This window comes from Streptomyces sp. IMTB 2501 (assembly GCF_001953885.1).
GTDB lineage: Bacteria > Actinomycetota > Actinomycetes > Streptomycetales > Streptomycetaceae > Streptomyces.
Map to the genome: position 1 here is coordinate 41,995 of NZ_MQUS01000026.1, position 13,559 is coordinate 55,553.

The 13,559-nt window shown below is 71.1% G+C and carries 8 protein-coding genes; all 8 read left to right on the top strand.

Annotated features, from left to right (window positions below; all coding sequences use genetic code 11):
• The first annotated feature begins 22 nt into the window (after positions 1 to 22).
• The 8 genes from bldG to tmk all read left to right on the top strand — a co-directional run bounded on the left by bldG (position 23) and on the right by tmk (position 13,495).
• The gene (bldG, locus tag AV521_RS34250; protein ID WP_023547751.1) at positions 23 to 364 is read left to right on the top strand and encodes an anti-sigma factor antagonist BldG; all 342 of its coding nucleotides are present in this window, start codon (positions 23 to 25) and stop codon (positions 362 to 364) included.
• Positions 365 to 521: 157 nt separating this feature from the next.
• Positions 522 to 953, top strand: coding sequence for an ATP-binding protein (locus AV521_RS34255; RefSeq protein WP_076094085.1), 432 nt, complete (start codon positions 522 to 524; stop codon positions 951 to 953).
• 307 nt (positions 954 to 1,260) lie between these two features.
• The gene (locus AV521_RS34260) at positions 1,261 to 3,663 is read left to right on the top strand and encodes a sodium-translocating pyrophosphatase (protein ID WP_076094087.1); all 2,403 of its coding nucleotides are present in this window, start codon (positions 1,261 to 1,263) and stop codon (positions 3,661 to 3,663) included.
• A 284-nt stretch (positions 3,664 to 3,947) separates the two neighbouring features.
• Positions 3,948 to 4,547 carry a small secreted protein gene (locus AV521_RS34265; protein WP_076094089.1) on the top strand — a complete coding sequence of 200 codons (600 nt, stop codon included), beginning with the start codon at positions 3,948 to 3,950 and terminating at the stop codon, positions 4,545 to 4,547.
• 187 nt (positions 4,548 to 4,734) lie between these two features.
• Positions 4,735 to 6,264, top strand: coding sequence for a class I SAM-dependent methyltransferase (locus tag AV521_RS34270; protein WP_256725780.1), 1,530 nt, complete (start codon positions 4,735 to 4,737; stop codon positions 6,262 to 6,264).
• A 461-nt stretch (positions 6,265 to 6,725) separates the two neighbouring features.
• A complete protein-coding gene (locus AV521_RS34275; protein WP_076094091.1) occupies positions 6,726 to 6,923 on the top strand; it encodes a hypothetical protein in 198 nt (65 codons plus the stop codon).
• A 268-nt stretch (positions 6,924 to 7,191) separates the two neighbouring features.
• Positions 7,192 to 10,023 (top strand): type I DNA topoisomerase, encoded by a 2,832-nt coding sequence (gene topA, locus AV521_RS34280; protein ID WP_076094093.1) that lies wholly within the window; start codon positions 7,192 to 7,194, stop codon positions 10,021 to 10,023.
• A 172-nt stretch (positions 10,024 to 10,195) separates the two neighbouring features.
• A complete protein-coding gene (gene tmk / locus AV521_RS34285; RefSeq protein ID WP_076094095.1) occupies positions 10,196 to 13,495 on the top strand; it encodes a dTMP kinase in 3,300 nt (1,099 codons plus the stop codon).
• Positions 13,496 to 13,559: the final 64 nt, after the last annotated feature.

Consider the following 13,559-nt stretch of genomic DNA (forward strand, 5'->3'; position numbering starts at 1 on the left):
ATAGCAAGGTGCTGGAGGATCCGTGGACCTGTCCTTGTCGACCGAGACCGTCGGCGATCGTACGGTCGTCCGAGTCGGTGGCGAAATCGACGTGTATACCGCGCCCAAGCTGCGCGAGCAGCTGGTCGAGCTGGTGAACGACGGGAATTTCCACCTCGTCGTCGACATGGAGGGCGTGGACTTCCTCGACTCCACCGGGCTCGGCGTGCTGGTCGGCGGCCTGAAGCGAGTGCGTGCCCATGAGGGCTCGCTGCGCCTGGTCTGCAACCAGGAGCGCATTCTCAAGATCTTCCGTATCACCGGCCTCACCAAGGTGTTCCCGATCCACACCTCGGTCGAGGAAGCGGTGGCGGCCACCGACTGACCTGGACCCGTGACCGGCGTCGGGCTCCCTCCGGAGCCCGTACGCCGGGCGGTCCCGTCCGGGCCGATGAAGGGGCCCGGGCACAGAACCACAGCAGGGGGGCGGGCTTTCGGCGGCCCCGCCCCCGACCGCACGCCCGTAGTCGCGAGGGGGATGCATGGCCACCGTCGAACTCCGCTTCAGCGCGCTGCCCGAGCACGTCCGGACCGCCCGGTTGGTGGCGGCCGCGGTGGCACGCAGGGCAGGAGTGGACGAGGCCGTCCTGGACGAGGTCCGGCTCGCCGTCGGCGAGGCCTGCTCCCGCGCCGTCGGACTCCACCAGAGCAGTGGCATCAGCGCGCCTGTGAAGGTGGCGCTGATCGAAGAGGAGAAACAGTTCTCCATCGAGGTCGGCGACGAGGCGCCGCACGCCGTCCCGACAGGCGCGCCCGGTGCCGGGCAGGACAGCGACGCGGACACCGAGGAGGACGAGATGGGCCTCGCGGTCATCAGCGGCCTCGTCGACGACGTCGAGGTCACCACCGGGCAGGACGGCGGCCGTATCCGCATGACCTGGCCGACCACACCGCCGGCCGCGGCGCTGCTCTGAGCGCCGCCGTTCCACCGTTCGAGGGCCCTGCCGAGCAGGGCCCTCATCGTTTTTCCGACACGCCCACGAATTCGTGAATGAAATCACGATCAAACCCTCGCTGCATTTGATCAAGCGCCAATCCAGCGGCCTCTGGCCCGTCAATGGTTCGAGGGCATTACTCCATTCGGGTTGGATGGCGGGATCGCGATCATTTGCTGATGAGCCCGTTGAGGCTAATTCCGTTTACCGCGCTCTGTTGAGATCACTCCGAGGTACCTAGAATCCGTCCACATCTTGAGCTCAGCCCAAGCGTCAAGGAGGACGAATGGCGGGGCTTTCCATCCCTCAATCGGATCACCCCACAACCCTTGCAGCGGCAGTCCTGACCGACGACAACCGGATCATGGTGGCCGTCATCGCGGCGGTCGCCCTGGCCGCACTGGCGGTCGCGGGGATCCTGGTGCGCCAGGTACTGGCCGCCGGCGAGGGCACCGACAGCATGAAAAAGATCGCCGAGGCGGTCCAGGAAGGTGCGAAGGCGTATCTCGCCCGGCAGCTGCGCACGCTCGGCGTATTCGCTGTCGTCGTCTTCTTCCTGCTCATGCTGCTGCCCGCGGACGACTGGAATCAGCGCGCCGGACGATCGGTGTTCTTCCTGATCGGTGCGGCGTTCTCGGCAGCCACCGGCTATATCGGCATGTGGCTCGCCGTGCGCAGCAACGTGCGGGTCGCCGCGGCGGCCCGGGAGGCCACACCGGCACCAGGAGAACCGGAAAAGGATCTCACCACCGTTTCGCACACCGCGATGAAGATCGCATTTCGCACGGGCGGCGTGGTCGGCATGTTCACGGTGGGGCTAGGCCTGCTGGGCGCCTCCTGTGTGGTGCTGGTGTACGCGGCCGACGCGCCGAAGGTGCTTGAGGGCTTCGGCCTCGGCGCCGCCCTGATCGCCATGTTCATGCGTGTGGGCGGCGGCATCTTCACCAAGGCCGCCGACGTCGGCGCCGACCTGGTCGGCAAGGTCGAGCAGGGCATTCCGGAGGACGATCCGCGCAATGCCGCGACCATCGCCGACAATGTGGGCGACAACGTCGGCGACTGCGCGGGCATGGCGGCCGACCTCTTCGAGTCGTATGCCGTGACCCTGGTGGCGGCCCTGATCCTCGGCAAGGTCGCCTTCGGTGACTCCGGGCTGGCGTTCCCGCTGCTCGTGCCCGCCATCGGCGTTGTCACGGCGATGATCGGCATCTTCGCGGTCGCCCCGCGCCGCGCCGACCGCAGCGGCATGACGGCGATCAACCGCGGCTTCTTCATCTCCGCGGTGATCTCCGTGGTGCTGGTCGCGATCGCCGTCTTCGTCTATCTGCCGTCGAAGTACTCCGACCTCAACGGGGTGACCGACGCGGCGATCAAGGCAAAGGACGGTGACCCGCGGATCCTCGCCCTGGTCGCGGTGGCGATCGGCATCCTGCTCGCCGCCGTCATCCAGCAGCTGACCGGCTACTTCACCGAGACCAACCGCCGCCCCGTCAGGGACATCGGGAAAACCTCCCTCACGGGCCCGGCCACGGTCGTGCTGTCCGGCATCTCGGTGGGCCTGGAGTCGGCCGTCTACACCGCGCTGCTCATCGGCCTCGGCGTGTACGGCGCGTTCCTGCTCGGCGGTACGTCGATCATGCTCGCGCTGTTCGCGGTCGCGCTGGCCGGCACCGGACTGCTCACCACGGTCGGCGTGATCGTCGCCATGGACACCTTCGGGCCGGTCTCCGACAACGCCCAGGGCATCGCCGAGATGTCCGGCGACGTCGAGGGCGCGGGCGCCCGGGTGCTCACCAACCTGGACGCGGTCGGCAACACCACCAAGGCCATCACCAAGGGCATCGCCATCGCCACCGCCGTCCTCGCCGCGTCGGCGCTGTTCGGGTCGTACCGCGACGCGATCACCACCAACGTGCAGGGCGTCGGGGAGAAACTCACCGGCCCCGGTGCGCCGATGAGCCTGTCCCTGGACATCTCCCAGCCCAACAACCTCGTCGGCCTCATCGCGGGCGCCGCAGTCGTCTTCCTCTTCTCCGGACTGGCCATCAACGCCGTGTCGCGTTCGGCGGGTTCGGTGGTGTTCGAGGTACGGCGGCAGTTCCGGGAGAGGCCCGGGATCATGGACTACAGCGAGAAGCCCGAGTACGGCAAGGTCGTCGACATCTGCACCAGGGACGCCCTCAGAGAGCTGGCCACACCGGGTCTGCTCGCCGTGATGGCGCCCATCTTCGTCGGGTTCACGCTCGGCGTCGGCTCGCTCGGTTCCTACCTCGCCGGCGCGATCGGCGCGGGCACGCTGATGGCGGTGTTCCTCGCCAACTCCGGCGGAGCCTGGGACAACGCCAAGAAGCTGGTGGAGGACGGCCATCACGGCGGCAAGGGCAGCGAGGCCCACGCGGCCACGGTGATCGGCGACACGGTCGGTGACCCCTTCAAGGACACCGCCGGACCAGCGATCAACCCGCTGCTGAAGGTCATGAACCTGGTCTCGCTGCTCATCGCGCCCGCGGTGATCAAGTTCTCCTACGGCAGCGACAAGAACCTGGGCGTGCGGATCACGATCGCGCTCCTCGCGCTCATTGTGATCGTCGTCGCCGTGTACGTCTCCAAGCGTCGCGGGATCGCCGTCGGTGATGACGAGAGCACCGAGCGGGTCGCCAACTCGCCGAACACGGCGGTGGTTTCGTAGGCGTACTCCTGGGTCTGTAGGAGAAGCCCTGGTCAACGGGCGGGCGGGCGGCACGTGTTGACGTGCCGCCCGCCCGTTCGCGTGCCTGCACGCGGCTGTGGGTGCCCTGTGGGTGCACTGCGGGGGTGTCTGTGGGGGTGGCTGTGGGATCGCCCACGTGGTGAGCCTTGTCTCTCATGGTGCAAAGGATCACAAAGAGGGCCTTAGGTGGCGTTCGGGGTGCGGAGAGTGTGCATCCGCCGTGTAGGGTCCGTGGGCCGAGAGCCAGGGAAGGGACCAATCCGGTGAACAAGAAGCTCGCGGCCGCACTGTCCGGCGGTGCGGTACTGGTGGTGGCGCTGACGGGATGCACCAGCAGCGGCGGTGACAAGGGGCCCGACCCCAAGCTGGTCGCCTGGGCCAAGTCGGTCTGTGACGCGGTGCCCGCGCAGGACGCGAAGATCAAGTCGGCGAACGCGGCGATCAGTACGACGGCCGCCGACACCGCCAAGCCCGAGACGCTCCAGAAGACGGACTCCCAGGCTTTCCAGGACATGTCCGACGGCTACAAGGCGATCGCCGGCGCGGTGAGCAAGGCGGGTGCGCCGCCCGGTGTCGCCGACGGTGACCAGCGGCTGCAGGCCGTCGTGAAGAGCTTCAACGGCCTTTCCGTCGCGTACGCCGGACTGAAGAAGCAGGTCGACGCGCTGGACACCAAGGACCAGGCGAAGTTCGCCTCCGGGCTGCACGACGTCGCCACGCAGATGACGGACCTGGAGAAGCAGCACAAGAGCGGCACCGACGCGCTGGACAAGCTCCAGCAGGGCGAGGTCAAGAACGCCATCGCCCAGCAGGCCAGCTGCAAGAAGGTCGCGTCGTCGGCGTCTTCGCCGTCGGCGGGCTGACGCGGCGGTCCACAGCCGGGCTCACGGCCGGGGCCCAGGGCTGACGCTTCACGGCTCACGGTTCACGGCCGGCAGGCAAGCGCGGCGGTCTCGCTCGGGCGGGCCGTCGGCAGCGGCCGGCCGGTCGTGGCCGGGGTGTGTCGGTGAGGCGTGCTGAGGCCGCGTCCGGGCCGTGCCGCGGGCCACAATGGGGGGCGTGACTGACTCCGGACTCGCTTCCCTGCCCGCTTCCGACCGGCCCGACACCGCCGCGCGCCTGCGGGACGCGCTGCTGGCCGCCTCCTTCACCGCCGACGGGCTGCTCGACCGGCTCGGCGCCCCCGCGTACGCGGCGCTGGCCCGCAGCGAGACCGTGCCCGCCCTCCGGGCGACGCGCGGCGACACGCCGCTGGAGACGCTCGTACGGCTGTTCCTGCTCCAGCAACCGGTGCCGCACGCGCGCGTGGCGGCCGTTCTGCCGGCCGAGGAGGCGCTGGAGGCCGGGTGGCTCACGCGCGTGGGCGGCGACGAGGTGGCCGCCACCGTGGACGTACGCCCCTACGGCGGCCCCGGCGGCGAGGACTGGTTCATCGTCTCCGACCTGGGCTGCGCCGTCGGCGGTGCGGGCGGCATCGGGCAGCGCGACGAGGGCGTCGTCCTGGGCGTCGGTGGCGCCTCCACGACCCTTGCCGGCATCACCGTCCGCACGCCGGTCGCCTCCGCCCTGGACCTCGGCACGGGCTCCGGCATCCAGGCGCTGCACGCCGCCCAGCACGCCACGCGCGTGACGGCGACCGACCTCAACCCGCGGGCCCTGCACATCACAGCGCTCACGCTCGCGCTCTCCGGCGCGCCCGCCGCCGACCTGCGCGAGGGTTCGCTGTTCGCGCCCGTCCGGGACGACGAGACCTTCGACCTGATCGTGTCCAACCCGCCGTTCGTCATCTCCCCCGGTGCCCGGCTGACGTACCGGGACGGTGGCATGGGCGGGGACGATCTGTGCCGCTCGCTCGTTCAGCAGGCGGGGGAACGGCTGAACGAGGGCGGGTTCGCGCAGTTCCTCGCCAACTGGCAGCACGTGGCAGGGGAGGACTGGCAGGACAGGCTCAGGTCATGGGTGCCGCGCGGGTGCGATGCCTGGATCGTGCAGCGCGAGGTGCAGGACGTCACGCAGTACGCCGAGCTGTGGCTGAGGGACGCCGGTGACCACCGCGGGGATCCGGCGGAGTACCAGGCGCGTTACGACGCCTGGCTCGACGAGTTCGAGGCACGCAAGGTCAAGGCGGTCGGCTTCGGCTGGATCACTCTGCGCAGGACGGGGTCCGCCGATCCCGTCGTCACCGTGGAGGAGTGGCCGCATCCGGTCGAGCAGCCTCTCGGGGACACGATCCGGGCGCACTTCGAGCGGCTCGACTATCTCCGGGAGCATGACGACGCGGCGCTGCTCGCCAGCCACTTCAGGCTCGCCGCCGAGGTGGTCCAGGAGCAGGTCGGGCTGCCCGGTGCCGAGGATCCGGAGCATGTGGTGCTGCGCCAGCACCGCGGGATGTGCCGGGCCACGAAGGTGGACACGGTCGGCGCAGGGTTCGCGGGCGTCTGCGACGGCACGCTGAGCGCGGGCCGCATCCTGGACGCCATCGCCCAACTCGTCAACGAGGACCCGGTGTTGCTCCGCGACCGGACGCCCGCACAGATCCGCCTGCTGGTGGAGCAGGGCTTCCTCGAACCGGCGAACTGAGCGAACCGAGTGAGCGCACTGGGTCGGCGCATCGCGTCTGCACCCTGAATCTCCGCGCCGAGTCCGCGCGCTGGGCCGCCTGCGAATGGACCGGCGGGTTCGACGGCTGGTCCGGCGCACGGGCCCGGCGGGCCGGGGGCCATGGCGGCTGGTGCGCCTGAGGTACGCCGGGTGCTCCTGCGGTCGTAGTCGTCCCGGGATGTCCGGGTGACCGCGCCGGGATCATCGTCGTATGCCGGTGGCACGGGCCGGTGTGGGACGGCGGCCGGGGCCGTGACGCGCCGGTGCCGGGAAAAAGGCCGGAAAAATACGGACCCCCGTGCCCGCACCGACGGTGTCCGCTCATGTGTTCGGCATCACGTCGACCCTCCGTTCACCCCGATGTCGACCGCCCGTCTCCCGCGCGTGCCACTCTCCCGGCGCTGGGCGGAGCCGGACGGCACGGAAGGGGCGGGCGGGCGATGGAGAGCGTGCCGGCGATCTTCGCGGGAACGGTGTTCGCCCTGTTCGGAGGTGCCCTGCTGGCCTGGACCGGTACCCGCCTCAAGCGTCGCGAGCCGGTGGCGCAGGGTGTGAACCAGGTCGCATCGGCCTCCCTCGCGAGCGTGGCCGGGACGGTCGCGCTGGCCCTCGGTCTGTACTGCTTGACCCGCCTCTGACGTCGGCGGGTGTGCTGCGGCGAGAGTGCCGCGGGAGTAAGGGGAGCGTCACGCTCCGGACATGCCTCAAGTGGGTACCCGGTACTCCGGGCGGCAGGAATGGCGGTAGTCGGGTTACCGTTCGAGTGGCCGTTGTGGGCTTTTCCCGTTTGACACGGGGGCGGGCTGTACCGTCACACTCCGCAGCGTCACACGTGCCAGCACTACGCCGCGACCCCGGGACGAAGGCCTGGGGAGGCCCCAGCGTCGACCGGAGAGAAGAGCGAAGTTGTCCCCGACCAGCGAGACCGCACAGGGCGGCCGCCGACTCGTCATCGTCGAGTCGCCTGCCAAGGCGAAGACGATCAAGGGCTATCTCGGCCCCGGCTACGTCGTCGAAGCGAGCGTCGGGCACATCCGCGACCTCCCCAACGGCGCCGCGGAGGTGCCCGAGAAGTACACCGGCGAGGTGCGCCGTCTCGGTGTGGACGTCGACCATGACTTCCAGCCGATCTATGTGGTCAACGCCGACAAGAGGGCGCAGGTCAAGAAGCTCAAGGACCTGCTGAAGGAGTCCGACGAGCTCTTCCTCGCCACCGATGAGGACCGGGAGGGCGAGGCGATCGCCTGGCACCTCCAGGAGGTCCTCAAGCCGAAGATCCCGGTCAAGCGGATGGTGTTCCACGAGATCACCAAGGACGCGATCCGTGAGGCCGTCGCCAACCCGCGCCAGCTCAACCAGAAGCTGGTCGACGCCCAGGAGACCCGCCGCATCCTCGACCGCCTCTATGGCTACGAGGTCTCGCCGGTGCTGTGGAAGAAGGTCATGCCCCGGCTCTCGGCCGGCCGTGTGCAGTCCGTCGCCACGCGACTCGTCGTGGAGCGGGAACGCGAGCGCATCGCGTTTCGTTCTGCTGAGTACTGGGACCTGACGGGCACCTTCGCGACCGGCCGCGCGGGTGATCCGTCGGACCCGTCGTCGCTGGTCGCCCGCCTGCAGACCGTCGACGGCAGGCGGATCGCGCAGGGCCGCGACTTCGACTCCCTGGGACAACTCAAGAGCGCGAACATCCTCCACCTCGACGAGGCGACCGCCCGCGCCCTCGCCGCCGCCCTGGAGAACACGCAGTTCTCCGTGCGCTCCGTCGAGTCCAAGCCGTACCGCCGCTCGCCGTACGCCCCGTTCCGTACGACGACGCTGCAGCAGGAGGCCAGCCGCAAGCTCGGCTTCGGTGCGAAGGCCACGATGCAGGTCGCGCAGAAGCTGTACGAGAACGGCTACATCACGTACATGCGTACGGACTCCACGACGCTGAGCGACACCGCGATCGCGGCAGCCCGCGCCCAGGTCACGCAGCTGTACGGCGCCGACTACCTGCCCCCGCAGCCGCGTACGTACGCCGCCAAGGTCAAGAACGCGCAGGAGGCCCACGAGGCGATCCGGCCCTCGGGTGATCGTTTCCGCACTCCCGCCGAGACCGGCCTGACCGGCGACCAGTTCAAGCTGTACGAGCTGATCTGGAAGCGGACCGTCGCCTCCCAGATGAAGGACGCGACTGGCAACAGCGTGACCGTGAAGATCGGCGGCGCCGCCGCCGACGGCCGGGACGTCGAGTTCAGCGCCTCCGGCAAGACGATCACCTTCCACGGCTTCCTGAAGGCCTACGTCGAGGGTGCCGACGACCCGAACGCCGAGCTGGACGACCGCGAGCGCCGGCTGCCGCAGGTCGCCGAGGGCGACGCGCTGTCCGCCGAGGAGATCACGGCCGACGGCCACGCCACCAAGCCCCCGGCCCGCTACACCGAGGCCTCGCTGGTCAAGGAGCTGGAAGAGCGCGAGATCGGCCGCCCGTCGACGTACGCGTCGATCATCGGCACGATCCTCGACCGTGGCTATGTCTTCAAGAAGGGCACGGCCCTGGTGCCGTCCTTCCTGTCCTTCGCCGTGGTGAACCTCCTGGAGAAGCACTTCGGGCGGCTCGTCGACTACGACTTCACCGCCAAGATGGAGGACGACCTCGACCGCATCGCGGCCGGTGAGGCCCAGGCCGTGCCGTGGCTCAAGCGCTTCTACTTCGGCGAGGGCACCGCCACGGGCGGCGCGGCCGACGCCGGCAACGGCGACGGGGACCACCTCGGCGGCCTCAAGGAGCTGGTGACCGACCTGGGCGCGATCGACGCGCGCGAGGTGTCGTCGTTCCCCGTGGGCAACGACATCGTGCTCCGCGTCGGCCGCTACGGCCCGTACATCGAGCGCGGCGAGAAGGACACCGAGCAGCACCAGCGCGCCGACATCCCGGCCGACCTGGCGCCGGACGAGCTGACCGCCGAGCTGGCCGAGGAGTTGCTGGCCAAGCCGAGCGGCGACTTCGAGTTGGGCACGGACCCGGCCACCGGCCACACGATCGTCGCCAAGGACGGCCGCTACGGCCCGTACGTCACGGAGATCCTCCCCGAGGGCACCCCGAAGACCGGCAAGAACGCGGTCAAGCCGCGTACGGCCTCGCTGTTCAAGTCGATGGCGCTCGACACGGTGACGCTCGACGACGCCCTGAAGCTGATGTCGCTGCCGCGTGTCGTCGGCACCGACGCCGACGGCCAGGAGATCACCGCACAGAACGGCCGCTACGGCCCGTATCTGAAGAAGGGCACGGACTCGCGTTCGCTGCAGTCCGAGGACCAGCTCTTCACGATCACGCTGGAGGAGGCGCAGGCGATCTACGCCCAGCCCAAGCAGCGTGGTCGGGCCGCCGCCAAGCCGCCCCTGAAGGAGCTGGGCGAGGACCCGGTCTCCGGCAAGCCGGTCGTGGTCAAGGACGGCCGCTTCGGTCCGTACGTCACCGACGGGGAGACCAACGCGACCCTGCGCTCGGGCGACAGCGTCGAGACGATCACCCCGGAGCGCGGCTTCGAACTGCTCGTCGAGAAGCGCGCGAAGGCCCCCGCCAAGAAGACCGCGAAGAAGGCCGTGGCCAAGAGGACAGCCCCGGCGAAGAAGACCGCGGCCAAGAAGACGGCGGCGAAGAAGACGACCGCGGCCGCGAAGAAGACCACGGCGAAGAAGACGACCGCCAAGAAGGCCACGGCCTCCAAGGCGACGGCTTCCGGTGCGGAGGACTGACCCGGCGGACCGACCCGGAGAGCTGACGCGAAGGACTGACCGGGGGACAAACCCGGCGTCGGCCGCTCTCCGGCTTCGCTCAGCGAACGCCCCGGCATCACTTTGGTGTCGGGGCGTGCTCATGCCAGGGCAGGCGACGTGTGGTGTCGGTGGCTGCCGATAGGCTGAACGCATGACGCGAGCCGAGCAGCCAACGGCCCCCACCACAGCTCCGGACGACGCCCTGGTCGCGGACTCCCGCGAGCGCGCCGTCCGCTCCCTGCTGCGCCGACCGCAGCTGCGGCGCTTGTGGAGCGCGCAGCTGGTGAGCGGTGTCGGCGACACCCTGGCACTCCTCGTCCTGGTCGTCCTCGCCCTCCAGGCGGCGATCGCCCAGGGCTCCTTCGGGGGTGGATACCGGGGGGTGGCGTTCGCAGTGGCGACGGTCTTCGCGGCGCGTGTCCTCGCCGCGCTGCTGTTCGGCGCGGTCCTGCTCGGCCCGCTGACCGCGCTCACCGGCCAGGACGGCCCGCTGGACCGCCGCTGGACCATGGTCGGCGCCGACGGCGTGCGCGCCGCCCTGCTGATCATCGCCCCGCTGTGGATCGACTGGACCCCGGACAACGCACTGGCCGTCCTGCTGGTCACCGCCTTCGTCACCGGTGTCGCCGAGCGCCTGTGGACGGTGTGCCGGGAGAGCGCGGCCCCGGCCCTGCTGCCCGGTCCGCCCCCGGAGGGCGCCACCGTACGGCCGCTGCCGGACCACATGGACGCCCTGCGCCGCCTCTCGCTGCGCACGAGCTTCCTCGCGGTCCCGCTGGCGGCCGCCACGCTGGTCGTCGCCGGTCTGCTCAACAACCTGCTGGGCGCCGGTGTGGCCTGGTTCGACCAGCACCACGCGGCCCTCGGGGCGTATGTGGCGGCCGGCCTGTTCGCCGCCTCCCTGTCCGTGCTGACCTTCCTGGAGCTGCCCGACACGCGCACCCCCCGCGCGCGGTCCCCGCTGGAGGGCCTGCGCCGCCCGCGCACCGGTACCGGCGTCGACAAGGGCCGTACGGGCGCGATCCCGCTGCTCGTCCCGGCCTGCGCGGCGGTCGCCGGAGCCATCGCCGCCGCCGTGTCGGTCTGCGTGCTGCACGCCACCGACCTGGCCGGCGGCCCGGTTCTGTACGGCCTGCTGGTGCTGGGCCTGACCGGCGGTGTCGCGGTCGGCATCCGTACGGCCCCCGCGCTGCTGCCCTCGCTCTCGCGCCGTCGGCTGCTCGCCCTCGCGATCGCCCTCACCGGCATCGCCCTGCTGGCCGCCGGGCTGGTCCCGGACGTCACCACGGTCCTGCTGATCGTCACGCTGGCCGGTGCCGGCGCGGGCGTGGCCGCGAACACCGGGCACGCCCTGCTCGACCAGGAGACCGAGGAGTACCGCCGGGCGCGCGTCACCGAGCACCTGCACGCGGTCGTCCGGGTCTTCATTGCGCTCGGTGCGCTGATCGCCCCCGTGGTCGCCGGGCTCATCGGCCGGCACCGGCTGGAGAACGGCCGGTTCGTGTTCGCGCACGGCGGTGCCTCCTTCACGCTGATGCTGGTCGGCGCACTGCTGCTGCCGGTCGCGGCGCTGGTGCTCGCCAAGGTCGACGACCGCTCCGGCATCCCGCTGCGCCAGGACCTCAAGGACGCGCTGCTCGGCGGCGACGACCCGGTCGAGGCACCGGCGACGGGCGGTTTCTTCATCGCCCTGGAGGGCGGCGACGGCGCCGGAAAGTCCACCCAGGCCGAGGCCCTCGCCGAGTGGATCCGCGCCAAGGGCCACGAGGTCGTGCTCACCCGTGAGCCGGGTGCCACCCCGGTCGGCAAGCGGCTGCGCTCGATCCTGCTGGACGTGTCCTCGGCAGGCCTGTCGCACCGAGCCGAGGCGCTGCTCTACGCCGCCGACCGCGCCGAGCACGTCGACACCGTTGTACGGCCCGCCCTGGAGCGCGGCGCGGTGGTGATCAGCGACCGTTACATCGATTCTTCCGTCGCCTACCAGGGCGCGGGCCGTGATCTGTCCCCGACCGAGATCGCCCGCATCAACCGCTGGGCGACCAACGGACTCGTCCCGCACCTGACCGTTCTGCTGGATGTCTCCCCGGAGACCGCCCGTGAGCGGTTCACCGAGGCGCCGGACCGGCTGGAGTCGGAGCCGGCGGAGTTCCACGCGCGCGTGCGGGCCGGTTTCCTCACGCTGGCCGCCTCCGACCCCGGCCGCTATCTGGTCGTGGACGCGGGCCAGGAGCCCGAGGCCGTCACCACGGTGATCCGGCACCGGCTCGACACCGTGCTGCCGCTGTCCGAGGCCGAGATCAAGGCCCAGGAGGAGGCGCGCAAGAAGGCCGAGGAGGAGGCCCGCCGCAAGGCCGAGGAAGAGGCCGCGCGCAAGGCCGAGGAGGAGCGCCTGGAGCGCGAGCGCCAGGAGGAGCTGGCCCGGCTGCGCGCCGAGGAGGAGGAACGCAAGCGCCGCGAGCTGGAGGAGGCGCAGCGCCGCGAGGCCGAACGGCAGGCGGAGGAGGCCCGGCAGCGGGCCGCGGAGGCCGCCCGGCGCGCGGAGGAGGAGCGGCAGCGCCTGCTCGCCGAGGAGAAGGCCCGCGCCGAGGAGGAGGCCCGCCGCAGGGCCGAGGAGGAGCGGCGCCGCAAGCAGGCCGAGGAAGAGGCCCGGCTGCGCGCCGAGGAAGACGCGCGGCGCCTGGAGAAGCAGCGCAAGGCCGAGGAGGCGCTGCTGCGTGCCGAGGAGGCCCGCCGGCAGGCGGCCCAGGCGGCGGCGGCGGCCGACACGGCGGCCCGCAGGCCCGGCACCCCCCAGCCGTCCGCACCGGGCGTCGTCCCGGACGCGGCGACGGTCCCCACGCCGGTGGTGTCGCCGGACGCGCGCGGCTCCGAGGAGACGGTTCCGACGCCGGTGGTCTCGCCGGGAACCGACGAGACGACGGTGCTGCGTCGGGTGCGTGAGGAGCGGGACGGCTCCGCGGACGACGCCCGGGATGCCCGGGACGCCAAGGCTTCCGGCGGCTCCCCTGCGGACTCCGAGGTGACCGCCGAGCTGCCGCAGCCTCCGGCGGCTTCCGGCCCTGCCGACGAGACAACGGTCCTTCCGGCTGTGTCCGAGGGCCCCGCCGACGAGACCGCCGTGCTGCCTCCGGTGGTTCCGGGTGCGGCCGACGAGACGGCCGTACTGCCGCCCGTACGGGGGGACGCTTCGGCGGACCGGGTGCCGCCCGGGTTCTTCCGGGACGAGCGGCCGGCCGCGGGCCCCGATGGCTCCGAGGACCGTACGCGCGAGATGCCGCAGGTCGACGCCGACGGCAAGCCTCGCCGTCGGCCGCGTTCCGACTGGGCCGAGGAGACCCCGCTGGACGACCTGCCGTCGCTGGCGGACGAACTGCTGGGTTCGTACGACGAGCGGGAGCACGGCAGCCAGGACGAGGAGCAGCACCGCAGGGGCCGGGGCCGACGGGGCTGACGGCTGGGAACGGTGTACAGAGGGCGGCGTGGGTCGGAACACCGGCCGGCGCCGCCCTCGCCTT